The 24,327-nt window shown below is 67.1% G+C and carries 19 protein-coding genes; 12 read left to right on the forward strand and 7 right to left on the reverse strand.

Annotation, left to right across the window (positions count from 1 at the left end):
- Window positions 1-197: 197 nt before the first annotated feature.
- Window positions 198-761: a hypothetical protein gene (locus tag ACWPV3_RS06350; protein ID WP_453977262.1), complete on the forward strand. Its 564-nt coding sequence runs from the start codon at window positions 198-200 to the stop codon at window positions 759-761.
- 40 nt (window positions 762-801) lie between these two features.
- On the opposite strand, the gene fba is transcribed toward ACWPV3_RS06350, so the two are convergent.
- The 3 genes from fba to gap all read right to left on the reverse strand — a co-directional run bounded on the left by fba (window position 802) and on the right by gap (window position 4,580).
- Complete coding sequence (gene fba, locus ACWPV3_RS06355) at window positions 802-1,887, reverse strand: class II fructose-bisphosphate aldolase (protein WP_312733958.1); 1,086 nt, start codon at window positions 1,885-1,887, stop codon at window positions 802-804.
- 144 nt (window positions 1,888-2,031) lie between these two features.
- The gene (locus ACWPV3_RS06360) at window positions 2,032-3,228 is read right to left on the reverse strand and encodes a phosphoglycerate kinase (protein WP_453977263.1); all 1,197 of its coding nucleotides are present in this window, start codon (window positions 3,226-3,228) and stop codon (window positions 2,032-2,034) included.
- Window positions 3,229-3,572: 344 nt separating this feature from the next.
- Complete coding sequence (gene gap, locus ACWPV3_RS06365) at window positions 3,573-4,580, reverse strand: type I glyceraldehyde-3-phosphate dehydrogenase (RefSeq protein ID WP_453977264.1); 1,008 nt, start codon at window positions 4,578-4,580, stop codon at window positions 3,573-3,575.
- A 474-nt stretch (window positions 4,581-5,054) separates the two neighbouring features.
- Here gap and ilvD point away from each other — a divergent pair, with 474 nt between their 5' ends.
- From ilvD to ACWPV3_RS06415, 10 genes are all read left to right on the forward strand, one after another.
- Entirely contained in the window at window positions 5,055-6,818 is a 1,764-nt protein-coding gene (gene ilvD / locus ACWPV3_RS06370) for a dihydroxy-acid dehydratase (RefSeq protein WP_453977265.1), read from the forward strand.
- A gap of 5 nt (window positions 6,819-6,823) precedes the next feature.
- Window positions 6,824-7,837, forward strand: a complete 1,014-nt coding sequence (gene ilvC / locus ACWPV3_RS06375) for a ketol-acid reductoisomerase (RefSeq protein ID WP_453977266.1) — start codon at window positions 6,824-6,826, stop codon at window positions 7,835-7,837.
- Between the two features lie 27 nt (window positions 7,838-7,864).
- On the forward strand, window positions 7,865-9,568 hold the full coding sequence (gene ilvG, locus ACWPV3_RS06380; RefSeq protein WP_453977267.1) for an acetolactate synthase 2 catalytic subunit: 1,704 nt from the start codon (window positions 7,865-7,867) through the stop codon (window positions 9,566-9,568).
- Between the two features lies 1 nt (window position 9,569).
- Window positions 9,570-9,821 (forward strand): ACT domain-containing protein, encoded by a 252-nt coding sequence (locus ACWPV3_RS06385; protein ID WP_292086300.1) that lies wholly within the window; start codon window positions 9,570-9,572, stop codon window positions 9,819-9,821.
- A 33-nt stretch (window positions 9,822-9,854) separates the two neighbouring features.
- Window positions 9,855-10,814, forward strand: a complete 960-nt coding sequence (locus ACWPV3_RS06390) for a branched-chain amino acid transaminase (protein WP_453977268.1) — start codon at window positions 9,855-9,857, stop codon at window positions 10,812-10,814.
- Window positions 10,807-12,222: a 3-isopropylmalate dehydratase large subunit gene (leuC, locus tag ACWPV3_RS06395; protein ID WP_453977269.1), complete on the forward strand. Its 1,416-nt coding sequence runs from the start codon at window positions 10,807-10,809 to the stop codon at window positions 12,220-12,222. The genes ACWPV3_RS06390 and leuC overlap by 8 nt, the downstream gene beginning before the upstream one ends.
- Window positions 12,215-12,802, forward strand: coding sequence for a 3-isopropylmalate dehydratase small subunit (gene leuD, locus ACWPV3_RS06400; RefSeq protein ID WP_453977270.1), 588 nt, complete (start codon window positions 12,215-12,217; stop codon window positions 12,800-12,802). The genes leuC and leuD overlap by 8 nt, the downstream gene beginning before the upstream one ends.
- On the forward strand, window positions 12,799-13,905 hold the full coding sequence (gene leuB, locus ACWPV3_RS06405; RefSeq protein WP_453977271.1) for a 3-isopropylmalate dehydrogenase: 1,107 nt from the start codon (window positions 12,799-12,801) through the stop codon (window positions 13,903-13,905). Before leuD ends, leuB begins: the two co-directional genes overlap by 4 nt.
- Window positions 13,906-14,123: 218 nt before the next feature.
- Complete coding sequence (locus ACWPV3_RS06410) at window positions 14,124-15,467, forward strand: ammonium transporter (protein ID WP_453977272.1); 1,344 nt, start codon at window positions 14,124-14,126, stop codon at window positions 15,465-15,467.
- Between the two features lie 81 nt (window positions 15,468-15,548).
- Entirely contained in the window at window positions 15,549-16,226 is a 678-nt protein-coding gene (locus ACWPV3_RS06415; protein WP_312733934.1) for a TorF family putative porin, read from the forward strand.
- A gap of 93 nt (window positions 16,227-16,319) precedes the next feature.
- Here the strand turns inward: ACWPV3_RS06415 and ACWPV3_RS06420 are convergent, their stop codons facing one another.
- The 4 genes from ACWPV3_RS06420 to ACWPV3_RS06435 are packed head-to-tail and all read right to left on the reverse strand — an operon-like array spanning window position 16,320 to window position 23,210.
- Window positions 16,320-18,692, reverse strand: a complete 2,373-nt coding sequence (locus ACWPV3_RS06420; protein ID WP_453977273.1) for a glucan 1,4-alpha-glucosidase — start codon at window positions 18,690-18,692, stop codon at window positions 16,320-16,322.
- An 8-nt stretch (window positions 18,693-18,700) separates the two neighbouring features.
- Window positions 18,701-19,642, reverse strand: a complete 942-nt coding sequence (locus ACWPV3_RS06425) for an alpha/beta hydrolase (RefSeq protein WP_453977274.1) — start codon at window positions 19,640-19,642, stop codon at window positions 18,701-18,703.
- Window positions 19,639-21,147 (reverse strand): MFS transporter, encoded by a 1,509-nt coding sequence (locus tag ACWPV3_RS06430; protein ID WP_453977275.1) that lies wholly within the window; start codon window positions 21,145-21,147, stop codon window positions 19,639-19,641. The genes ACWPV3_RS06425 and ACWPV3_RS06430 overlap by 4 nt, the downstream gene beginning before the upstream one ends.
- On the reverse strand, window positions 21,144-23,210 hold the full coding sequence (locus ACWPV3_RS06435) for a glycoside hydrolase family 97 protein (protein WP_453977276.1): 2,067 nt from the start codon (window positions 23,208-23,210) through the stop codon (window positions 21,144-21,146). Before ACWPV3_RS06435 ends, ACWPV3_RS06430 begins: the two co-directional genes overlap by 4 nt.
- Before the next feature lie 103 nt (window positions 23,211-23,313).
- On the opposite strand from ACWPV3_RS06435, the gene ACWPV3_RS06440 reads away from it, so the two are divergent.
- Window positions 23,314-24,327 carry a LacI family DNA-binding transcriptional regulator gene (locus tag ACWPV3_RS06440; protein WP_292086312.1) on the forward strand — a complete coding sequence of 338 codons (1,014 nt, stop codon included), beginning with the start codon at window positions 23,314-23,316 and terminating at the stop codon, window positions 24,325-24,327.

Genomic DNA, 24,327 nt, shown 5'->3' on the forward strand with positions numbered 1-24,327 from the left:
TTTGTCGCGTTGACGCAGCGGAAATCCAGAGCCGTCGTCTGCTAATTATCGCCGCATTCCAGCTTTCCGGCCCCGAAATCGCCGCGAGGTCCGACACATTCGGGGCGGCAACGGTGTTTCTTCGGGGCATTTGCGCCGGGGGCGGAACGCCGATCCCTGACGGCGGGTTGGTTGACCGACGTTATGGAGGACAAACCATGTCGATGACCTACGCCAACGCCGAAACCGAAGCCCGCGCCCACAGCCGCAGCGAGCCTGCGGCCTTCGTGCCCCGCTATGCCCGCCCGACCAAGTCGAAGAAGGCGGTGAAGACCTGGATGATCCTGGCGCCCATCGGCGCTGTGGTTCTGCTGGGCAGCGCTGCGGCCATGATGATGCGTGGCGAAGAAGGCCCTGCGCCCGTTCAGTCGGTCGAGACCGTCACGCCTGAGACGGAGTCCGCGACCGCCGCCCTGAGCGCTGTCACCAACGCGCCGGCCGCTCCCGCTGCAGAGATGGCCGCCGAACCGGCGACGGCGACGCCTCAACAGGAAGCGCGCGCTCCGGCCGCTCCCCGTTCCGAGCGCGCGCCGCGCCGCGCCGCGCCCCAGGCGGAACGTCCCGCCGAGGTCGCCCCCGTCGAGGCGACGCCTGCGCCGACCAGCGGCCCGCAGCCCTATACCACCCCGGCGACTGTCCATCTGAATGCGACCCCGACGACCCCGGCCGCGCCGCCGACTCAGACCACGCCGCCGGTCATCGTGGTCCAACCGGTGAACTGATCACTGCAAAGAAAAAGCCCCGGTTTCGCCGGGGCTTTTTTTAGGCCGCCTTCACGGATGCGCCCCGGAAGGACGGATCGAGATCGCCCGAGGCGTAGCGTTTGGCCATCTGGGCGGTGGAGAGCGGACGAATCTTGGACGCCTGACCCTCGCAGCCGAACTGGAGGTAGCGCTCCATGCACAGCTTCTTCATCGCCTCCTTGGCGGGCTTGAGATAGGCGCGCGGATCGAACTCGCCCGGCTTCTCGGCCAGGACCTTCCGGATGGCGCCGGTGATGGCCATGCGGTTGTCGGTGTCGATATTGACCTTGCGCACGCCGTGCTTGATGCCGCGCTGGATCTCCTCCACCGGCACGCCCCAGGTCTGGGGCATTTCGCCGCCATAGGCGTTGATGATGTCCTGCAGGTCCTGCGGCACCGACGAGGAGCCGTGCATCACCAGGTGGGTGTTGGGCAGGCGGCGGTGGATTTCCTCGATCACGTTCATCGCCAGGACTTCGCCGTCCGGCTGGCGCGTGAACTTGTAGGCGCCGTGCGACGTGCCCATGGCGATGGCCAGCGCATCGACCTTGGTGGCGGCGACGAAATCGACGGCCTGATCCGGGTCGGTCAGCAGTTGCGAATGATCCAGCTTGCCCTCGAAGCCGTGACCGTCCTCGGCCTCGCCCATGCCGGTTTCCAGCGAGCCCAGCACGCCCAGCTCACCCTCGACCGAGACGCCGCAGGCGTGGGCCATTTCGGTGACGCGGCGGGTGACGTCGACATTGTACTCGTAGGAGGCGGGGGTCTTGGCGTCCTCTTCCAGCGAGCCGTCCATCATCACGCTGGTGAAGCCGTACTGGATGGCGGTGGCGCAGGTGGCGGGGCCGTTGCCGTGGTCCTGGTGCATGCAGACCGGGATGTGCGGATAAAGCTCGGCCAGAGCATCGATCAGCTTGGCCAGGACGATGTCGTTGGCGTAGTTGCGGGCGCCGCGCGAGGCTTGGATGATGACCGGGGCGTTGACCTCATGGGCCGCCTCCATGATCGCCAGGCCCTGCTCCATGTTGTTGATATTATAGGCCGGCAGGCCGTAGTCGTTTTCCGCCGCATGATCGAGCAGCTGTCGCAGCGTGATGCGCGCCATGATGATAGTCTCCTGAGCCGAATAGTCTTTTTTGATTAGGGCGGAGATTAGCCGCAGGGCATGGCGAAGTCACGCCGTGTAACAGCCGTTTCAAGACCAATTCTCGGGAAGGGATGCAGGCGGGACGCGCCCGCACTCCGGCCTTCAGGCGCGCAGGGCCTCGACGCCCGGCAGAACCTTGCCCTCCATCCACTCCAGGAAGGCCCCGCCTGCGGTGGAGACGAAGGTCATGTCGTCGGACGTTCCGGCGTGGTTCAGGGCCGCGACCGTGTCGCCGCCGCCGGCGACGGCGACAAGGGCGCCCGACCTGGCGCGCTCGGCGACGTGTCGGGCGGCCGCGACCGTGGCGGCGTCGAAGGGCGGAACCTCGAACACGCCCAGCGGGCCGTTCCAGATCAGGGTCTTGGAGGCGTCGACGGCGGCGTTCAGGCGGGCGACGGTCTCAGGCCCGGCGTCCAGAATCTTGTCGTCGGCGGACAGGGTCTCGCCGGTCTTGACCGTGCGGGCCTCGGCGCCGGGCTTGACCTCGACGGCGACCACCACGTCGACGGGCAGCAGGATTTCGCAGCCCTTGGCCTCGGCCTCCGCCATGATCTCGCGCGCGGTGTCGGCCATGTCCTTTTCGGCCAGCGAGCCGCCGATATCGACGCCTTGCGCATAGAGGAAGGTGTTGGCCATGCCGCCCCCTATGGCCAGACGGTCCAGCTTGCCGACCAGATTCTTCAACAGGTCCAGCTTGGTCGAGACCTTGGAGCCGCCGACGATGCCGATGACCGGCTTCTGCGGCTTGCCGAGCGCAGCATCCAGAGCCTCCAGTTCGCGACGCATCGATTCGCCGGCGTAGGCGGGGATGTGGTGGCCGATACCTTCGGTCGAGGCGTGGGCGCGGTGGGCGGCCGAGAAGGCGTCATTGACATAGAGGTCGCCCAGATCCGCCAGCTTCTGCGCGAAGACCGGATCGTTGGCCTCTTCCGCCGCATGGAAGCGCACATTCTCCAGCAGCAGCACGCCGCCCGCGTCCAGATCGCGGATGGCCTCCACGGCGGGGCCGCCGATGCAGTCGTCGGCGAAGCGGACGGGCGCGCCCAGCACGTTTTCCAGCGGCTCGACCACCGGCTTCAGGCTCATGGACGGCACACGCTGGCCCTTGGGGCGGTCGAAGTGGGCCAGCAGCACCACCTTGGCGCCCGCATCGCGCAGACGCTGGATGGTCGGCACAGCGACCCGCAGCCGGGTGTCGTCCGTGACCTTGCCGCCATCCATCGGGACGTTGAAGTCCACGCGGACCAGGGCCGTCTTGCCGGCGAGGTCCTTGGCGTCGTCGAGGGTGCGGAAGGTCATGGTCGTTTCCGTTTACATCTGGCTCCACGCCCAGAAGACGTAGACGAAGAAGGCTGTGACGGCGGTAAGCGTCAGAAGCAGGCCGCCGACGAATAGGGTGAGTACGCGTTGCCTATGCGGAGTAGGTGGTCTTTGTCGCCAAACCACAACCACCCAAGCTCCGCACAAGAGCCATAGAACTGGGATGAGGCGAAGAAAGAGATTCCACAGTCCGCCGCTGCTCAGCAGAGTTCCTGCAACCCATTGTTCGTTGACATAGTGAGGAAGGTCTAGCGCGGTTCTGCCCACGTAAAACACTATGGGCGCTGACAGAACCAGAAGGATCGTCAGCGCCCATTTGGTCATCAGAGGAACTTCGCCATCACCAGGGCGGTGTCGGCCATGCGGGTCGCGAAGCCCCATTCGTTGTCGTACCAGCTCAGCACGCGGGCCAGCTTGCCGTCGACGACCTGGGTCTGGGGCAGGGCGGCGGTGGAGGAGGCGGCGATGTGGTTCAGGTCGTGCGAGACCAGCGGATCGGTCGTCGTGAACAGGACGCCGTTCATCGGGCCGTCGGCAGCGGCCTGCAGGGCAGCGTTGATCTCTTCCACCGTCACCTCGCGGGCGGCGACGACCTTCAGGTCCACGACCGAGACGTTCGGGGTCGGGACGCGGATCGACGAGCCGTCCAGCTTGCCCTTCAGTTCCGGCAGCACCAGGCCCAGGGCCTTGGCGGCGCCGGTCGAGGTCGGGATCATCGACAGGGCGGCGGCGCGGGCGCGGTACAGATCCTTGTGCATCGTATCCAGCGTCGGCTGGTCGCCGGTGTAGGAGTGGATGGTGGTCATATAGCCGCGCTCGATGCCGAACAGGTCGTTCAGCACCTTGGCCACCGGGGCCAGGGCGTTGGTGGTGCATGAACCGTTCGACACGACGATATCGTCGGCGGTCAGGGTGTCCTGATTGACCTTGAAGACGATGGTCTTGTCGGCGTTGTCGGCCGGGGCCGAGACCAGGACGCGCTTGGCGCCGGCCTTCAGGTGGGCTGAGGCCTTGTCCTTGGAGGTGAAGATGCCGGTGCATTCGAAGGCGATGTCCACCTTCAACTCGGCATGGGGCAGGTTGGCGGGGTCGCGCTCGGCCGTGACCTTGATCTTGCCCGTGCCGATGTCGATCCAGTCCTCGCCCGTCGTCACCGTGCCGGGGAAGCGGCCGTGGACCGAATCGTAGCGGAACAGGTGGGCGTTGGTCTCCACCGGACCCAGGTCGTTGATCGCCACGACCTCGATGTCCTTGCGGCCATGCTCGTAGATCGAGCGAAGGACGAGACGGCCGATGCGGCCGAAGCCGTTGATGGCGACGCGAACGGTCATGGTGGGTTCCTCTGAGCTATGGCTTATCGTTGTGCGTCTCAATGACCGCGCGCGGGGCGGGTTTCAACCCCAAGCCCGTCACAACGGGCTGCCGACTGTTACTCAAGGCGGCCTTCAGGCAAGAAACACCCTTAAACACGAAAATCAGCACTCGACCGGCAAAAATTTTGCTGCATCCGGTTGCGTTGCAGCGAGCCGTATGGTTTCTTGGCGTCAGAACAGGGGAGCCCCTCGTGGCCACGATGACGCGCGCAATCAGGAAGGACGCCGCCGCTTTTGCGGTTCCCGTCCACGCGACCTCGGCCTCCCAGGCGCTGACCGTACTCATTCTCACCGTACTTATTGGCCTGCTTAGCCAAGCGGCGTGGATGCCCGTGACCTGAACCCCAACACACTCAGGATCGCCTCGCACCACCCCGCTCCCGAAAGGAAGCGGGGTTTTTAGTGCGCGGCGGTTCCAGACAAGCCGGACCGATGACGCAAGATTCCACCTCTCAGCCCCAAGGGGCGCCCAAGAAGCCCAATGCGCGCAGCGCGGCGGTGACGGCTGGTCCGAACCGGGCCGCCGCCCGGTCCTATCTGCGCGCCGCCGGCATGCAGGACGCCGACTTCGACAAGCCGATGATCGGCATCGTCAACACCTGGTCGACGGTCACGCCGTGCAACATGCATCTGGATCGTCTGGCCAAGGACGTGCGGGCGGGCATCGTGGCGGCGGGCGGCTATCCGGTCGATTTCAACACCATCGTCGTCACCGACGGCATCTCGATGGGCACGGCGGGCATGAAGGCCTCGCTGATCAGCCGCGAGGTCGTCGCCGACTCGATCGAACTGGCCATCGAGGGGCACCAGCTGGACGGCGTCGTCTGCATCGTCGGCTGCGACAAGACCATCCCGGCGGCAGCCATGGCCCTGGCGCGGATGGATATCCCCGGCCTGGTCTATTACGGCGGCACCATCCTGCCGGGCGTCTTGCCTGCTCCTGGGGGGACCAAGGAGGTCTCGGTCCAGGAGGTGTTCGAGGCCATCGGCGCCCACGCCGCCGGCGCGCTGGACGATGCGGGCCTGAAGGCGGTCGAGAGCGCGGTCTGCCCCGGCGCGGGCGCCTGCGGCGGTCAGTTCACGGCCAACACCATGGCGATGGCCCTGTCGGTTATGGGCATCAGCCCGATGGGCGCGAACGATGTTCCGGCCGTCGATCCCAACAAGGCGGCCGAGGGCGAACGCTGCGGACGGCTGATCGTCGAGCGCGTCTTCTCCGGCGACACCGCCCGCAAATACATCACCCGCGCCAGCCTGAAGAACGCCGCCGTCGCGGTGTCGGCCTCGGGCGGATCGACCAATGCGGTCATGCACCTGACGGCCATTGCGGCTGAGGCCGGCGTCGATTTCGGCGTCGAGGACTGCCACCAGGCCTGCGTCGAGGCGCCGGTCATCTGCGACCTGAAGCCGGGCGGCCGTTTCCTGGCCTCGCACCTGTTCGCGGCGGGCGGCACGCGCCTGGTCACGCAGCGGATGGCCGAGGCAGGCAAGATCGTGAACACCCCCACCGTTACCGGCCGCAGTCTGTTCGCCGAGGCGGCCGAGGCCGAGGAGGCGCCGGGTCAGCAGGTCGTGACCCGCTTCGACGCTCCGGTCATGGCGCGCGGCAGCTACGCCGTCATCTATGGCGACGTCGCCCCGGAAGGCGCGGTCATCAAGCTGACGGGCCACAAGGTCGATGTCTTCGAAGGTCCGGCCTGCGTGTTCGATTCGGAAGAAGACGCCTTCCACGCCGTCCAGGACGGCTCGGTGGGCGAAGGCGACGTCATCATCATCCGCTACGAAGGCCCCAAGGGCGGTCCCGGCATGCGCGAGATGCTGCAGGTCACGGCCGCCCTGAAAGGGCGCAAGATCGACAACGTCGCCCTGCTGACCGACGGCCGCTTCTCGGGCGCCAGCTACGGCTTCGTCGCCGGACACGTTTCGCCGGAAGCCGCCGTCGGCGGCCCGATCGCCCTCATTCGCGATGGTGATCGCATCACCATCGACGTCACCAACCGCCGGATCGACGTTGACGCCGATCTGGCGACGCGCCGGGCGGGCTTTACGCCCCACGTAGTCCGCCCGGCGCGAGGTGTCTTCGCCAAATACCGCTCCTCGGTCGCCTCGGCCGCCCAGGGCGCCGTCACCATTCCCAACCCGCCGCCGGCGCAAGTTCCGGCATCCCACAAGACCAACGCTGCTCAGGACGCCTGATCCCCATGGCCATCACCATCTACACCAACGAAGACATCAAGCCGGGCGCCATCGGCGGTCAGCGCATCGCCATCATCGGCTATGGCTCGCAGGGCCGCGCCCACGCCCAGAACCTGCGCGACAGCGGCCATGACGTGGTCGCCGGCGTCCGCCACGGCGGCACGGGCTGGAAACACGCCACCGAAGACGGCATCCCGACCGCCGAGCCGGCCGAGGCGGTCAAGGACGCCGACATCATCGCCATCCTGACGCCCGACATGGTTCAGGGCGACGTCTATCGCGACGTCATCGAGCCGAACGCCAAGCAGGGTTCGGCCCTGCTGTTCGCCCACGGCTTCTCGATCATCTACGAGCGCATCAAGCCGCGCGAGGACATGGACGTAATCCTGGTCGCGCCCAAGGGACCGGGCGATCTGGTCCGCCGCGAGTTCCAGCGCGGCCGCGGCGTGCCGTCGCTGTTCGCCATCGAGAAGGACGTCACGGGCAAGGCGCGCGACCGCGCCATGGGCTACGCCAAGGGCAACGGCGGCGCGACCGGCGGCCTGCTGGAGACCACCTTCCGCGAAGAGACCGAGACCGATCTGTTCGGCGAACAGGCCGTCCTGTGCGGCGGCGCCAAGGAACTGGTCATGCAGGGCTTCAACACCCTGGTCGAGGCCGGCTACCAGCCCGAGATCGCCTATTTCGAATGCCTGCACGAGCTGAAGCTGATCGTGGACCTGTTCTACGAAGGCGGCATCTCCAAGATGCACCACTTCATCTCGGAAACGGCGAAATACGGCGCCGTCGCCTCGGGTCCTCGCGTCGTCACCGAAGAGACCAAGGCACGGATGAAGACCATCCTGGACGAGATCCAGGACGGGACCTTCGCGCGCAACTGGATCGCCGAGAACGACGCCGGCAAGCCGCAGTACGAAGCCTGGCTGAAGGCGGACCGCGAAAGCCAGATCGAACAGGTCGGCGCCCGTCTGCGCGAGCGGATGGCCTGGCTGAACACGCCCAAAGCCGAAGCGGCCTGAGCCCAGCACCAGACCGGATCGAGCCTGATGACCGCCGCCGCCTTCAAACCTCAAGCCGAGGCCGCCTCCCGATCGGGGGCGCGCCTGCTGATCTCCACCCTGGAGCGGCTGGGGGTGGAGGTGGTGTTCGGCTATCCGGGCGGCGCCATCATGCCGGTCTATGACGCGTTGGCGGGATCGAAGCTGAAGCACATCCTGGTCCGCCACGAGCAGGGCGCGGCCTTTTCGGCCGATGCCTATGCCCGGAAAAGCGGCAAGGTTGGGGTGTGCATGGCCACGTCCGGTCCCGGCGCCACCAATCTGGTCACGGGCATCGCCAATGCGATGATGGATTCGGTGCCTATGGTCTGCATCACCGGCAATGTCGCTCAAGGCCTGATGGGCACGGACGCCTTCCAAGAGATCGACATCCTGGGCGTGACGCTGCCCATCGTGAAACATTCGATCTTGGTCCGTTCGGCCGCCGAGGTGCCGGCGGCGATCGAACAGGCGTTCCATATCGCCGCCTCGGGCCGTCCGGGGCCGGTGCTGGTCGATCTGCCCAAGGACGTCCAGTTCGAGACGACGACCGAAGACTTCGGATTCAACATCCCCAATCAGACGCCGCGCGTCGATCACGACGCCGTCGCCGCCGCCGAGGCGGCGATCCGGGCGGCGAAGAAGCCGCTGGTCTATATCGGCGGCGGCGTGAAGATCGGCGGCGCGACGGAGGCCGTGCGCGCCTTCGTCGATGCGACGGGCATCCCGCAGGTCTCGACCCTGAACGCCCTGGGCACGATCCCGACCGACGCGCACGGCATGCTGGGCATGCTGGGCATGCACGGCACCCGCGCCGCCAACCACGCGGTTCAGGACAGCGATCTGCTGATCGTCGTCGGCGCCCGGTTCGACGACCGCGCCACCGGCAAGCTGGCCGAGTTCGCGCCGAACGCCCGCATCGTCCATTTCGACATCGACGCCTCGGAAGTCGGCAAGCTGCGCAGCGCCAATGTCGCCGTGGTCGGCGAACTGCGCGAAGGGGTCGAGGCCCTGACCCAGCGTATGCGCGCGGGCGCGGCCCTGGACATCCAGGACTGGGCCGGCGATTGCGTCCGCTCGGCCAAGGACGGCGCGCACCGCTATGACGCGCCGGGTGAGGGGGTCTATGCGCCCGCCCTGCTGAAGGAAATCTCTGAAGCGGCGGGCGATGATTTCGTCGCCGCCTGCGACGTGGGCCAGCATCAGATGTGGGCGGCCATGCACTGCCGCTTCGCCAAGCCGGAAGCCCACATCACCTCGGGCGGTCTGGGGGCCATGGGCTTCGGCCTGCCCGCCGGCATCGGCGCCAAGTTGGCCGATCCGTCCGCGACGGTCGTGACCATCGCCGGCGACGGCGGTTTCATGATGAACATCCAGGAGCTGGCGACGCTGAAGCGTTACGGCATCCCGCTGAAGATCGTGCTGATCGACAACTCCTCGCTGGGTCTGGTGCGCCAGTGGCAGGAGCTGTTCTTCGCCGAGAACTATTCCGAGATCGACCTGTCCGACAACCCGGACTTCGTGAAGGTCGCCGAAGCCTTCGGCGTCGAGGCCTTCCGCATCGATCGCCGCGATCAGGTGTCGGACGGCATCCAGCGCCTGCTGGCCGCCGACGGCCCCTGCCTGGCCCATGTGGTCATCGATCCCCGAGACAATGTCTGGCCGCTGGTTCCGCCGGGCAAGAACAACGCTGAAATGATGGAGGGCTCCTGAGATGAGCGACACGATCCACATCCAGATCGACCGTGCGGACGGTTCGCTTCAGCGTCTCATCGGTCTGGTGGAGCGTCGAGGTTTCCACATCGACGGCATGAGCATGTTCGATGAAGGCGCCTTCCGCCGCATCGCCCTGACGGTGCGCGGCCGCGACGCCGCCCGCTGTCTGGACAATCTGGGCCGCCAGATCGACCGGCTGTTCGGCGTTCGCCGCCTGCCTGACGAAGCGATGCGGTCCGAAGCCGCCTGAGGCGTCGGACCAGACTGAAGAAAGAGACCGCCAATGCAGCCGCTGGCTGAGAAGATCTGGATCAACGGCGAACTGACGCCGTGGGCCGACGCGAAGATTCACGTGATGAGCCATGCGCTCCACTACGGCACCTCGGTGTTCGAGGGCATCCGCGTCTATGACACGCCGAACGGCCCTTGCGGCTTTCGCCTGCGCGAGCATGTGCGCCGCCTGTTCGACAGCGCGCGCATCTATCACATCCAACTGCCCTATACCGAGGACGAACTGGCCGCGGCGTGTCAGTCGGTCGTGCGGGCCGAGGGGCTGCGTTCGGCCTACATCCGCCCCATCGCCTTCCTGGGCCAGTGCGGCATGGGCGTGACGCCCGCGCCTGGAAACATGAACGTGGACATCGCCATCGCCGCCTTCCCGTGGGGCGCCTATTTGGGCGAGGAGGCGCTGGAGAAGGGCGTGGACGCCTGTGTCTCCAGCTGGAACCGCACGGCGCCGAACACCACCCCGTCGGCGGCCAAGGCGGGCGGCAACTATCTGTCCTCCTATCTGATCGGACGCGAGGCGCGCGTCGGCGGCTTCGGTGAAGGCATCGCCCTGGGCGTCGACGGACGTCTGTCCGAAGGCGCGGGCGAGAACCTGTTCGTCATCAAGGACGGCAAGGTCATGACCCCGCCCGCCGCCAACTCCATCCTGATGGGCATCACCCGCGACAGCGTCATCAAGCTGGCGAAGGCGCGGGGGTATGAGGTCATCGAACAGGCCATGCCGCGCGAGGCCCTGTATCTGGCCGACGAAATCTTCATGACCGGCACGGCGGCCGAGATCACGCCCGTCCGTTCGGTGGACGGCATCACCACGCGCGCCGCTGGACCCGGGCCCGTGACCAGGGCGATCAACGCCGCCTTCCGCGGCCTGTTCACCGGCGAGACGCCCGACGCCTTCGGCTGGCTGGAGCCCATTGGCTCCATCGCCGAGAAACGCGTGACCGAACATGCCTAAGACCCTGTTCGACAAGGTGTGGGACGCCCACGTCGTGCGGTCGGAAACGGCCGAGACGCCGGGGGTGCTGTATATCGACCTGCATCTGGTCCACGAAGTCACCAGCCCGCAGGCCTTCAGCGAGATCGAGGCGCGCGGCCTGAAGGTCCGCCGTCCCGACCGCACCTACGCCACCCTGGACCATTCGACCCCGACCCTGCCGGCCGGGCCGGACGGCCTGAAACCCTATGTCACCGCCCAGGCCGAGGCCCAGGTCCATACGCTGGAGCGCAACTGCGCCGCCCACGGCGTGCCGCTGGCGGGGTGGGGCTCAGAGGATCGCGGCGTGGTCCATGTCATGGGGCCGGAACTGGGCCTGACCCAGCCGGGCATGACCGTGGTCTGCGGCGACAGCCATACGGCGACCCACGGGGCGTTCGGCGCCCTGGCCTTCGGCATCGGCACATCGGAAGTCGGCCATGTGCTGGCGACCCAGTGCCTGTTGCAGCGCAAGGCCAAGTCCATGCGCGTGACTGTGACCGGCGAACTGCAGCCGGGCGTGTCGGGGAAAGATGTGGCGCTGGCCGTCATCGCCGCCATCGGCTTCGGCGGCGGCACCGGCTATGTCATCGAATACGCCGGCGCGGCGGTGCGCTCGCTGGACATGGAAGGGCGCATGACCCTGTGCAACATGTCCATCGAGGCGGGCGCGCGCGCGGGCATGATCGCGCCGGATCAGACGACCCTCGACTGGCTGCGCGGGCGCAAGCACGTTCCGGCGGACTATGAGGCTGCATCGGCTGAATGGCTGAAACTGGCCACCGATCCCGGCGCGGTGTTCGACAAGGAGGTCGTGCTGGACGGCGCGGCCATCCGTCCGATGGCGACCTGGGGCACGACGCCCGATGCAGGCGCGCCCATCGGATCGCCCGTGCCGCAGCCCCAGTCGGACTCGGACCGCAAGGCCATCGCCTATATGGGCTTCACGGCAGGCGAGGCGACGACCAGCCAGCCGGTGGACGTGGTCTTCATCGGCTCCTGCACCAACGGCCGCCTGCCGGACCTGCGCGCCGCCGCCGAGGTGCTGCGCGGCCGCAAGGTCAAGCCGGGCCTGCGGATGCTGGTGGTGCCGGGGTCCGAGGCCGTGCGTCGCGACGCCGAGGCCGAAGGGCTGGATCAGGTCTTCATCGCCGCCGGGGCCGAATGGCGCATTCCGGGCTGTTCGATGTGCATCGCCATGAACGGCGATGTCGTCGCGCCGGGGCAACTGGCCGTCTCGACCTCCAACCGCAACTTCGAAGGGCGTCAGGGCAAGGACGCCCGAACCATTCTGGCCAGCCCCGCCACGGCGGCGGCGACGGCGGTGGCGGGCGTGCTGACCGATCCGCGCGTCTATCTGCGCGAGACGGCGGGAGCGCAAAATGTCTGAGCCCTTCATCACCCTGACCTCAAGGACGGTCACGCTCAGCCAGGACAATATCGACACGGACCAGATCATTCCGGCGCGGTTCCTGACCACCACCACGCGCGAGGGGCTGGGCAAGGCGGCCTTCCACGACTGGCGCTATGAGGCGGACGGGTCGGAAAAGCCCGAGGCGATCCTGAACCGCATTGACCCGACAGAGCATCGCATCCTGCTGGCGGGACGGAACTTCGCCTGCGGTTCGTCGCGCGAACACGCGCCCTGGGCGCTTTACGACTATGGCTTCCGGGCGGTGATCTCGACCGAGATTGCTGACATTTTTACATCGAACGCGCTGAAAAACGGCCTTCTGCCCATCGTCGTCAGCCAGGCCGTTTGGGACGATCTGGCGTCGCAGCCGGATCAGCCTGTGACGATCGACCTCCAGGCGAACGAGATCCGGCGCGGCAATGCCCAGCCCGTCCCGTTCGGGGTCGAATCCTTCGCCCGCCAATGCCTGCTGGACGGGGTGGACACCCTGGGCTGGCTGCAATCAAACCTGCCAGAGATCGAAGCCTACGAGCGATCGAGAGAGACCGTCCGATGACCACCGCCGCCACCAAGACCTATGAGATCGTCCTGCTGCCCGGCGACGGGGTGGGGCCGGAGGTGACGCACGCCGCGCGCGACGTGCTGCGCGTCATCGGCGACTTCTACGGGCACCACTTCGTCTTCACCGAACATCTGATCGGCGGGGCGGCCATCGACGCCACGGGCGAGGCCCTTCCGACCGATACGCGCGAGGCCTGCCTGGCCTCCGACGCCGTGCTGCTGGGCGCGGTCGGCGGACCCAAGTGGGACGGGTCGCGCGTGCGGCCCGAAGAGGGTTTGCTGGCAATCCGCAAGGCCATGGGTCTGTTCGCCAATCTGCGCCCGTTGCAGGTCTCGCCCGTCCTGGCCCACCGCTCACCGCTGAAGAAGGAGATCGTCGAAGGCGTCGATCTGATCGTCTTCCGTGAACTGACCGGCGGCGTCTATTTCGGCGAGAAAACACGCACCGCCGACCGCGCCACGGACCTGTGCGAATATTCGGTCGAGGAGATCGAGCGCGTGGCCCGCGCCGCCTTCAAGACGGCCCGCCAGCGTCGCGGAAAGGTCACGTCGGTCGACAAGGCCAATGTCATGGAGACCAGCCGCCTGTGGCGCGAGGTCGTGACCCGCATCCACGCCGAGGAATTTCCCGACCTGACGCTGGAGCACGCCCTGGTCGATTCCATGGCCATGCACCTGATCAAGAAGCCGCGCGACTATGACGTGATCCTGACCGAGAACATGTTCGGCGACATTCTGTCGGACGAGATCTCCGTGCTGGGCGGCTCCATCGGCCTGTTGCCGTCGGCCTCGTTGGGCACGGCCGGGCCGGGGCTGTTCGAGCCGATCCACGGCTCGGCGCCGGACATCGCCGGTCAGGACCTGGCCAATCCCGTCGGCGCCATCCTGTCGGCAGCCCTGCTGCTGCGTCACAGCCTGAAGCTGGAGGACGAGGCGGATTCGATCGAGGCCGCCGTCGCCGCCGTTCTGGCCGCCGGCGCCGTGACCGCCGATCTGGGCGGCGAACTGGGCACGCGCGCCGCCACCGAGGCGGTCATCGACGCCATCCGCGCCATCCACTGGGCGGCGGCGCATCGGGTGCAGATGCACTGGGCCTGAATCCGCCCGACAGGCTGCGAAAATCGTTTCGCCAACCTTGGCTTTAACGGCAATCTGAAATCATGATTTTGGCGCACGATCGAATGATCGTGCGCCCTTAACTTTTTATGACCAGTCCGTTGCAAGAAAGTTGCGCTGTTTGCCCTCTTGCCCCTTGCGCGTCTCGCAATTGCAGTAAAACCTTCGCAACTGCGAGATTGCATAGGGGGTACTAATTCATGTCGCAGCTTGGAAAACGACTTATCGGGGCCGCCGGCCTCGTCCTTCCCACACTCTGTCTTATCGGCGCCGGGGCCGCCCAGGCGCAGACCGGGGCGCCGGCCCTGCTGGGTCATCAGGCCGCGCTGGAGCTGGATAGCGCCGGCGCATCCTGGCTCGGCACCTCGACCGCCCTGGTTCTGCTGATGACCCTCCCCGGTCTGGCGCTGTTCTACGGCGGCATGGTGCGCAAGAAGAACGTGATCGCCACCATCACCCAGTCCGTCGGCGTCTTCGCGGTGGTGTCGCTGGTGTGGTTCATCGCCGGCTACAGCCTGGCCTTCGGGGCCAATCCCTCGGCTGGCCTTCAGCCCTTCATCGGCAGCCTGGACATGCTGTTCCTGAACGGCGTGTCGCTGAAGACCGCCAACGCCCTGCTGCCGGGGATCCCTGAGTTCCTGTTCATCTCCTTCCAGATGACCTTCGCCATCATCACGCCTGCGCTGGTGACGGGCGCCTTCGCCGAGCGGATGAAATATTCGGCGCTTCTGCTGTTCACCGCCCTGTGGTCGCTCCTGGTCTATGCGCCGATCTGTCACTGGGTCTGGGGCGGCGGCTTCCTGGGTTCGGCGGGCGTGCTGGACTTCGCCGGCGGCGCGGTGGTTCACGTCAACTCCGGCGTCGCAGGTCTGGTCTGCGCCATCGTTCTGGGCCGTCGCAAGGGGTATGGCGTCGAGCCGATCCTGGCGCACAATCCTGTCCTGACCATGATCGGCGCCAGCCTGCTGCTGGTCGGCTGGATCGGCTTCAACGCCGGCTCGGCGGGCACGGCCAACGACCTGATGGGCGTGGCGCTGCTGAACACCCTGCTGGCCGCCGCCGCCGCCGCCCTGACCTGGAAGATCGTCGAATATATCGAGAAGAAGAAGGTCTCGCTGATCGGCATGCTGTCGGGCGTCGTCGCCGGTCTGGTCGCCATCACCCCGGCGGCCGGTTTCGTCGATCCCAAGGGCGCGGTCATCATCGGCCTGATCGCCGGTCCGGCCTGCTACGCCTCGTCGGTGTGGGTCAAGAAGCTGCTGCGCTACGACGACAGCCTGGACGCCTTCGGCATCCACGGTGCGGGCGGTCTGATCGGCGCCTTGCTGACCGGCGTGTTCGCCACGACCGCGATCAACAGCCTGTCGGAAGGCGCCAATGTCGGCGCCCAGGCCCTGGGACTGCTCTGGACCATCGTCTACAGCGCCGTCGGCACCCTGATCATCCTGATGATCTGCAAGTTCACCACGGGACTGCGGGTCAGCGAGGCGGAAGAGGCGGCCGGCCTGGACACCTCGCTGCACGGCGAAGCGCTGGAACACTGATCCGGCGACCGGGCGCGGCTCCATCCCCGCGCCCGGTTTTCACCGCCGGTTCGACCATCAAAAACATGAGGGGATAAGACTATGAGCAAGAACCTGTTTCGCGCCGCCGTCGTCGCAGCCGCCGTCGTCGCCGTTTTCGGCGCCGCGCCCGCCCTGGCCGATGAAGTGGCGTACAATGTCGGCGTCACCAACAACTATGTGTTCCGCGGCCTGACCCAGACGGACAAGGACTTCGCTGTCCAGGGCGGGGTCGACTTCTCCACCGACAGCGGCTTCTACGCCGGCGCGTGGGCGTCCAACGTGGACTTCGGCGACGGCACCGACGCCGAAGTCGATCTCTATGGCGGCTACAAGACCGAGGCCGGCGGCTTCGCCTTCGACTTCGGCGTGGTCGCCTATACCTATGTCGGCGCGCCGGCTGGGGTCAGCTATGACAATGTCGAGCTGAAGGCGGCGGCTTCACGCGCCTTCGGTCCGGCGACCATCGGCGGCGCCGTCTATTATTCGCCCGACTCCTGGGGGGTGGACAACGAGTCCGTCTATTGGGAGCTGAACGGCGCCTATACGGTCTCGGACAAGATTTCGCTGTCCGGCGCCGTGGGACGTCAGACCTTCGATCCCGGCTCGGACTATACGACCTGGAACGTCGGCGGCACCTACGCTCTGACCGACAAGCTCGGCCTGGACCTGCGTTATCACGACACAAATCTGGCCGGTTACGACGACGCCTTCGTCGTGTCCCTGAAGGCGGCGTTCTGATTTCCAGCCGCTTCGTTCCATAGAGCGGGCGAAGGCTCGCTCGGCGCACATATGGAAATCCCCCGGTCAGCGATGACCGGGGGATTTTCGTTCTTACCGGGCGTAACGGTCGTGGACCGGATCGTAGCTGTCCCAGACCTTGCCGTCGGCCAGCGACCGCAGCAGCTTCAGATATTCCGCGTGGGTCCAGGCCAGGGGCGTCGCCGAGTCCGTGTTCTGACCCAGGGCGTAGTCCTTCGCCGTCGGGTTTCCGACCCCGTCCCAAACCTGTTCGGCCAGCATCAGGCCGTCGTTGGCGAACCGTTCCATGCCGCGCACATAGGTCTGGCGGATGGCGGCGATGTCGGCGGGGGAGGGCGCGCCGTTCACGCTGGCGCGGGCCAGTTCATAGTGACCGCGTTCGCCGGTGAAGAAGGGCCAGACCCGCCCGCGCTGACCGGGGCTCATCTGACCGCCGACGCCGTAGTTGGCGCCGGTGACATGATCCTCGCCATAGCCGTCGACGCCGTAACGACGCCAGCCCGGCGTCTTGTCGCCCTCTGGCCCGAAGTCGTAGCGGACGCGGTACAGCGGCTCCAGCGCCTGATCGTCATAGACGGGCAGGGTAGCGACGATGTGCGGATCGTCGGCCTTGCGAACGCCATAGCGCACAAGCTCCAGGAAGCCGCCGTCCACCACTCTGTCCTCCGGCGGCGCGACCTGGCCGTTGGCGGCGCCGATCGGGGCCTTGTCGTTGGGGTCCTGATTCTGGGTGATGCGGATGAAATAGCGTCCGTCGCCGAAGTCGCCGTTGGTGGTGAACATCCGCGCTTCGATCTTGCCGGCGTAGTCGTCGGCGGCGGCCTGATAGCGGGCGGCGTTGGCGGCGTCGCCGGATACGCGCGCCATTTCAGCCGCGACCGTCAGGCCCGCGACCACGGCGGCGGTCGAGGACGGCGAATAGCCCTGCTGCTCCTCCCAGCGTTCCTGCTGGGTGAAGGGCGGCTTGATCTCGGCGTCGTTCCACAACAGGCCGACCTTGCCGCCGTCGACCAGGAAGTCGGCCGCCGGCTTCAGCATGGAGCGATAGTGTTCGGTCATCTGGGCGTCGGACAGCCAGCCCATCTTCCACAGACGATAGCCCAGCATGATCGGCATCGCCGTCTGGTCCAGCTGGACCGCGACCCATTCCAGTTCGCCGTCCACATGGGTCTTCTGCAGGAACCAGCCGCCGACGCCGGTGTTGCCGGGCGTGTTCGGCCCGACCTGCACCTGGGGCAGATAGTTGAAGGCCGCCAGCGGCGTCTCCTTGTCGCCCAGCGCCGCCAGGGCCATCGCCACCTGATAGAAGTCACGCGGCCAGACGGCCTTGTAGCCGGTCGAGGACTTGGAGGCGTCCACCGTGTCGCCCCAGGGATTGGACAGGCTGGCGATCAGGGCGCCGGCGTGGGTGCGATCCTCCTGCACCTTCAGCATCAGGGCCGAGGCGTAGGCCAGCTTGCCGCCGTCGGTCGCCTGCTGCGCGATGCGCGGCAGTTCGGTCAGGGAGGCGATGTAATCCTCCCACCCCACACGGTCGCCCTCGCCGTTGAAACGGGCCAGCACCTCGTCCAGTCCGGTGGCGAACGACCCGTCGGCCGCCGCGCGGGCCTCGGCCTCGCTGTGGCCGAAGCCGATGACGAAGTCGCGCGTGATCTGGCTGCTTTCACGCATCCGGGGCAGGGCGCCGGTCATCATGGTGTTGCCCGCCTGATCGCCGGTCGAGGCGTAGGCCCAGTCCAGCTTGCCGTCCTGAAGATCGGTCAGACCGTCGGAGGTTCCGACGAAACCGACGCTGGCCTTTTCGAACGCCTGGCTGGGCTTCAGAACCAGATGGGTGTCGCCTTCCCAGGCGTGGAAGCCGTCTCGCGTCACGGCACCCCGGTCGTCGATCCCGGTGTTGGCGATATGCGGCTCCAGCATCAGATAGGGCGTCACATCGCCCTTCAGCGCCGTGATGGTGACGCGCAGCACCAGGGCGTTGCGGTCGGGATCGCTAAAGATCTGTTTCTCGATCTGGAAGCGCCCGTTCTTGTCGCGTGTGGTGATGCGATAGGCGGGCGACAGCGGACGCCCTTGCGCATCCACGTGCAGATATTCGGTGCGGCTGGTGGTGTCCGGCCCTTCGACGACAAGACCGTCGGCGGGGACGCCGGCGAAACGCAGGGCCTTGATCTGGGCCTCGTGGATCAGGCCGTACATGGTCTCGGTCAGGACGCCGTCGGCGATGGAATACCAGACCTTGGACACCGCGCCGGTCGGGCCGCCGTCGCGATACTGGCCGTCGACATAGGCCTCGTAAGAGGCGCCCGCGCCGGTCTTGGCCGCGCTGGACCAGACGGGCGGGGCGCCGGGCGCGCCGGGGGCGACACCCGATTGGGCGGTCGCTGCGGAAGCGAGGACCAGACCGGCGGCGCCGGCGAGGCAGAAGGTACGGAAGTGACGCATTGTGGTCCTCACGGGTTGCGCGTGGGGGCGGGGGAAAGAAGGAAGGTCAGGGGAACGTCCAGACGCTGGTTCCAGGACGCCTCATTGTGCTGGGCGCCGGGGAAGACCAGGCTGCGGAAATCTTCGGGGCCATAGCCGCGACGGCGGAAGGTCTGGTCCACCTGGGTCTGGAAGGCGGCGTAGAACTGATCCAGCGTCTCGTCGCCCCGGTCGAAATAGAAGCGGTGATCGCTCGGCGCGGGCAGGCCGCGTTCGATCACGCCGGTCCAGGCGGCGACTAGCCGCGTGCGCCAGGCGTCCAGCGCCGCGCCGGGCTCAAGCCCTTCGACCTTCAGCGGCCAATGGGTGGACAGACAGGCGGCGGCCGAAAAGACCTGCGGCCGTTTCATCACCGCATACATGGAGATCAAGCCGCCCATGCTGGAGCCGACGATCATCGTGTCCTGCGGACCGGTCAGGGTGCGGTAGGCGCCGTCGATGAGGGGCTTCAACTCCTCGACCAGGAACCGCAGATAGCCGTCGGACAAGGACGGACCGCCGTAGATGGCCTGGACTTCGTCGCGCATGTCGGCGGGTAGGGCGGCGATCAGGTCGGCGGGGACATATTCCCGCAGCCGCAGGTCGGTGTTCCAGATCCCCACCACGATTGGAGCCCGCACCTGACCGCTCGCAATCAGCCGCATCAGATGCTCGTCCACGCCCCATTCGCCGAAGTTGGCCGTGGCCGGATCGAACAGGTTCTGGCCGTCGTGCATGTAGAGAACAGGCCAGGTGGCGTCGGACGCCTCGTATCCGGGCGGCAGCCAGACCGAGACGTTGCGCGCCTTCACATGGGCCGACGCGACCGCATCATGCATTACCAACCGCCCGCCCGCGAGGGCGCCCTCAGCACGCGCCGCGCCGGCGAAGGGCAGGGCGGCCATGAGGGCCAGAAGACCCCGACGGTTCATCCGCGATGCTCCTTGACCATCAGCGCGCTGCCCGCCGCCAGCACGAAAGAGGCGGCGCCCAGCACCAGCGCCCAGATGGCTTGGCCGTCGAACAGGGTCTTCAGGATCAGGCCCAGCACGGTGGCGGCCAGCAGTTGCGGCACCACGATGAAGATGTTGAACACCCCCATATAGACGCCCATTTTTCGGTCCGGCACCGCCGCCGACAGGATGGCGTAGGGCATGGAGACGATCGACGCCCAGGCGAAGCCGACGCCGATCATCGGCAGCCACAAGAGGCCCGGCTCGCGGATGGCGAAGACGCCGAACAGGCCGGCGGCGCCAAGCATCAGCATCATGGCGTGGGTCGCCTTGCGTCCGATCCGCTTCGCCAGCACCGGCAGGGTGAAGGCCGCCAGGGCCGCCACGCCGTTATAGACCCCGAACAGAACCCCCACCCAGTCCGCGCCCGCAGCGTAGGCGGCCGAGGTCGCATCGGTCGCGCCGTAGTGGACGCGGGTCACGGCGGCGGTGGTGTAGATCCACATGGCGAACAGGGCGAACCAGCTGAAGAACTGAACGACAGCCAGGCCGCGCATCGTCTCGGGCATGCGGAAGATGTCGTTCAGGATTTCGGTCGCGGCGTTGACCATGCCGCGGCGCTGCATCATGCCGACGGCGATCTGCAGCAGGCCGAACCCGGCCAGGAAGCCGCCCAGGATCAGCAGCTCCTTCTCAAGCCGCAGCGCCGCGATCAGGCCCAGCGCCAGCATCCCCAGCACCAGACAGATCAGGCCCGACCCCAGCCATCCCCGCACCGACCGGGCCGGGGCCTCGGCCGTGTCGTCGTCGGCGACCGGGGCGCGGGCGCGTTCGAAGGCGGCGATCTGTTCGGGGCTGTATTCCTTCGTCGACAGCACGGTCCACAGCACGGCCGAGAACAGACCGGCGGCGCCGACGTAGAAGGCGATCTTGACCGACAGGGGCACGACCCCGGCCGGGGCTGTCGCGGCGACGTGGAAGACGTTGGACAATATCCACGGCAGGGTCGAGGCGAAGACCGCCCCCGCGCCGATGAAGAAGCTCTGCATCGCATAGCCGGTGGTGCGCTGCTCCTCCGGCAGATTGTCGCCGACGAAGGCGCGGAACGGCTCCATGGTGATGTTGATCGAGGCGTCCATGATCCACAGCATGGCCGCGGCGAACCACAGGCTGGGGCTGTTGGGCATGGCGATCAGGGCCAGGGTGGTGGCGATGGCCCCGATCAGGAAATAGGGCCGCCGCCGGCCGAACCGGGTCCAGGTCCTGTCGCTGAAATGGCCGATGATCGGCTGCACCAGCAGACCCGTCAGCGGCGCGGCGATCCACAGGATCGCCAGGCTGTCGACCTCGGCGCCCAGCGTCTGGAAGATCCGGCTGGTGTTGGCGTTCTGCAGGCCGAAGCCGATCTGGATGCCGAAGAAGCCGACGCACATGTTCCAGATCGCCAGGCCGGACAGGCGCGGGCGGTGGGATAGGAGGGTCATCCGCGTCGCGCCCGGCCGACCGGCACGAACCGGATCGCCTGACCGCCGCCCGGCGCCAAGGCTAACGTCAGCACATCAACAGACGTCACCTCGCGCTGCTCGATCACGATGTCCTCGCGTTTGCCCTTGTAGTCGGCGTCCGGCCCGTCGCGATAGATTTCGGCGCGGTAGCGTCGGCCGGCGTCCAGGAAGTCGAGCGGGGCCTTCAGCACGCGCGGATGCTCGTCGGTGACGGCGCCCAGGGCCCAGACATCCGTGCCGCGTTGCTTGCGAACCGTGACGACATAGTCGCCCATGGCGGCGTCCAGCGTGCGGCTCTCGCTCCAATCGACCGGCACGTCCTTGATGAACTGGAACGGACCGGGGTTGGCCTCGTAGTTGACCAGCAGGTCGGCGGCCATCTGGATCGGGCTGTAGATCACGACATAGAGCGCCAGTTGCTTGGCCCAGGTCGTCTGCACCCCGCCGGGGCTGCGCGTCTCCATGCCGAAGATGCCGGGCGTATAGTCCATCGGCCCGGCCAGAAGACGGGTGAAGACCAGGTTCGGCTCATGCTCGGGCGGATTGCCGGGGTTGCCCCAGGCCGAATATTCCATGCCGCGCTGGCCCTCGCGGCTGATGATGTTGGGATAGGTGCGGCGAAGGCCGGTGTCCTTGAACGGCTCGTGGGCGTTGACGGCGACCTTGTGGCGATAGCCGGCCTCGACCACGCGCATGTGGTGCTGGGCCATCGCCTGGCTCTCGTGCCAGGCCATGACCATCCGCCCGTCCGGCCCGGCGACGCGCGCCCCGCCCGCATCGGCGACATAGCCGGTCTTGACCGAATGGACGCCCAGCCGTTCGTACAGCGCCATGGCCGGTTCCAGCTGCTGTTCGTAGTGGAAGGCGTTGCCGCCGGTCTCGTGGTGGCCGATCAGTTGCACCCCCTTGGCGCGGGCGTGGGCGCAGACCGCCTCGATGTCGAAATCGGGATAGGCTTCGGTGAAGCTGAAGTCCGAGCCGTTGGCGAACCACTGGCCGTCCCAGCCCTTGTTCCAGCCCTCGACCAGCACCCCGCCCAGCCCGTGTTTGGCGGCGAAGTCGATGTGTTTGATCGCATTCTCGGTCGTCGCGCCGTGCTTGGGCCCGGCGTTCCAGGTCTTCAGGTCCAGATGCATCTCCCACCAGACGCCGACGTATTTCATCGGCTTGAACCAGCTGACGTCGCCCAGCGTGTTCGGCTCGTTCAGGTTCAGGATCAGGCTGGAATCCAGCAGGCCCGCCGCGCCGTCGCTGATCTGAAGCGTCCGCCAGGGCGTGTTGAACGGCGCCTCGCGCACCACCGCCGCATTGGTCAGGCCCGGCGTCAACTGGGCGCGGAACTTCGTTTCCTCCGACCGGCGCAGGTTCATCCCTGCATAGTCGATGCAGGCGGCCTCGTGGATGGAGACATGCAGGCCCGATTGGCCCCGAACCGTCATCGGCGTCTGGGCGCTGCCGACCGCATCGATGGGGGTGCGGCTGTAGAGATATTCCTCGCGGTTCCATTCCCAGGCCGGGCACCACAGGGCCTCGCCGTTTTCGGCCAGGTTGAACTCGGTCAGTTCCGAACCGATGCGGACGGTCTTCAGCGCGGGCTGGTCCGGGAATTCGTAACGGAAGCCCAGGCCGTCGTCATACAGGCGGAAGACCACGTCCACGCGGCGCTGCAGGCCCCCCGTCTCGGCATAGGCGACGCGCCATTCGTTGTAATGATTGCGGATGAACTGCCGCTCGCCCCAGGGCTGCTCCCAGGTGTCGTCGACCGTGACCGGCTGGCCTGCCGTCAGGGCCAGGCCGCGCTCGATGGCCGGCGCGTCGGTCAGGAGGAAGCCCAGCTTTGACGGCGCCACCACGACCCGGCCCTGACGCAGCACCGAATACATCGGCCGTCCATCGTTGTCGGTGAAGGCCTCGACCGTCAGCACGCCGCCGGGCGAAGAGGCGCGAGCATGGTTCGGCGCGGTCTGGGCGCGCACGCCCGTCGCGCCGAGCGCCAGGATCGACACGCCGCCAAGGGCCAGGAAGGATCTGCGCTGCATCATGGACACTCCGTTACGCCGCCTCTTGCCAACCGCCGCGAACGGTGGCTGAAATATTTGCAGAAAATTTTGCAGCTTCACCATGCTGCTGTGAGGACCCGCGACCTTGAGCCGCAAGACCACCCGTCTGGAAGACATCGCCCGCCTGGCCGGCGTGTCCATCGCCACCGCCTCGCGCGCCCTGAACGACAGCCCCGCCGTCAACGATCGCACCAAACAGACGATCTGGAAGCTGGCGAAGGAGCACGACTATCCTTTCCGCCGCCACATGCCCGCCGGTCCCATCGGCGCCCAGGGCACCATCGCCCTGGTGGTGCCGCGCCCGCAGGGGCGGGAAGGGCGCCTCAGCGACCCCTTCTTCCTGGAGCTTCTGGCCGGGGTCGGCGAGGCGGCGCGCGAACGCGGTTGCGACCTGCTGATGAGCCATATCTCGCCCGCCAACTATGACGAGCTGTCGGCCGCGCTGAACACCAGCCGGGCGGATGGCGTGATCTTCCTGGGCCAGTCCAGCCTGCATTCGGCCTTCAACCGTCTGGTCGACGCCGACCATCGTTTCGTCGTCTGGGGCGCCGAACTGCCCGACCAGGATTACTGCTCCATCGGCTCGGACAACATTTCCGGCGGGCGACGTGCGACGCTGCATCTGGCGCGGCTGGGGCGAAAGCGCATCGTCTTCCTGGGCGACCTCGATCCGCCCGAGGCCATGCAGCGGCATCGCGGCTATCTGGACGCCCTGAGCCAAAGCGGGCTGGACGTGGACGCCGACCTGATCGTGCCGGCCCATTTCGAGGTCGAATCCGCCGAGGCCGCCGTGGACGCCCTGATCCGACGCGGAGTCGCCTTCGACGGGGTGGTGGCGGCGTCCGATCAGATCGCCCTGGGCGCCGTGCGCGCCCTGCTGCACGCGGGCGTCGAGGTGCCGGGTCAGGTCTCGGTCATCGGTTTCGACAATGTGCCGTTCAGCCGCTACTCGCGCCCGGCGCTCAGCACCATCGCCCAGGACACGATGAAGGCCGGTCGGTTGATGGTGTCCAAACTGCTGGACCACGGCGGCGCTGCAGCCGGCCGTTCCGAACGCGTTCCGACCGAGCTGATCGTTCGCGAGACCTGCGGCGGCTGA

The organism is Brevundimonas sp. Marseille-Q4549 (assembly GCF_976940555.1).

Coding starts and splice junctions, on each gene's coding strand:
- ilvG (WP_453977267.1), top strand. CDS start 7,865: ATGACCGCCGCCGCCTTCAAACCTCAAGCCGAGGCCGCCTCCCGATCG.
- ilvD (WP_453977265.1), top strand. CDS start 5,055: ATGACGCAAGATTCCACCTCTCAGCCCCAAGGGGCGCCCAAGAAGCCC.
- leuD (WP_453977270.1), top strand. CDS start 12,215: ATGTCTGAGCCCTTCATCACCCTGACCTCAAGGACGGTCACGCTCAGC.
- ACWPV3_RS06425 (WP_453977274.1), bottom strand. CDS start 19,642: ATGAACCGTCGGGGTCTTCTGGCCCTCATGGCCGCCCTGCCCTTCGCC.
- ACWPV3_RS06360 (WP_453977263.1), bottom strand. CDS start 3,228: ATGACCTTCCGCACCCTCGACGACGCCAAGGACCTCGCCGGCAAGACG.
- fba (WP_312733958.1), bottom strand. CDS start 1,887: ATGGCGCGCATCACGCTGCGACAGCTGCTCGATCATGCGGCGGAAAAC.
- leuC (WP_453977269.1), top strand. CDS start 10,807: ATGCCTAAGACCCTGTTCGACAAGGTGTGGGACGCCCACGTCGTGCGG.
- ACWPV3_RS06390 (WP_453977268.1), top strand. CDS start 9,855: ATGCAGCCGCTGGCTGAGAAGATCTGGATCAACGGCGAACTGACGCCG.
- ACWPV3_RS06435 (WP_453977276.1), bottom strand. CDS start 23,210: ATGATGCAGCGCAGATCCTTCCTGGCCCTTGGCGGCGTGTCGATCCTG.
- leuB (WP_453977271.1), top strand. CDS start 12,799: ATGACCACCGCCGCCACCAAGACCTATGAGATCGTCCTGCTGCCCGGC.
- ACWPV3_RS06420 (WP_453977273.1), bottom strand. CDS start 18,692: ATGCGTCACTTCCGTACCTTCTGCCTCGCCGGCGCCGCCGGTCTGGTC.
- ACWPV3_RS06385 (WP_292086300.1), top strand. CDS start 9,570: ATGAGCGACACGATCCACATCCAGATCGACCGTGCGGACGGTTCGCTT.
- ACWPV3_RS06350 (WP_453977262.1), top strand. CDS start 198: ATGTCGATGACCTACGCCAACGCCGAAACCGAAGCCCGCGCCCACAGC.
- ilvC (WP_453977266.1), top strand. CDS start 6,824: ATGGCCATCACCATCTACACCAACGAAGACATCAAGCCGGGCGCCATC.
- gap (WP_453977264.1), bottom strand. CDS start 4,580: ATGACCGTTCGCGTCGCCATCAACGGCTTCGGCCGCATCGGCCGTCTC.
- ACWPV3_RS06430 (WP_453977275.1), bottom strand. CDS start 21,147: ATGACCCTCCTATCCCACCGCCCGCGCCTGTCCGGCCTGGCGATCTGG.
- ACWPV3_RS06415 (WP_312733934.1), top strand. CDS start 15,549: ATGAGCAAGAACCTGTTTCGCGCCGCCGTCGTCGCAGCCGCCGTCGTC.
- ACWPV3_RS06410 (WP_453977272.1), top strand. CDS start 14,124: ATGTCGCAGCTTGGAAAACGACTTATCGGGGCCGCCGGCCTCGTCCTT.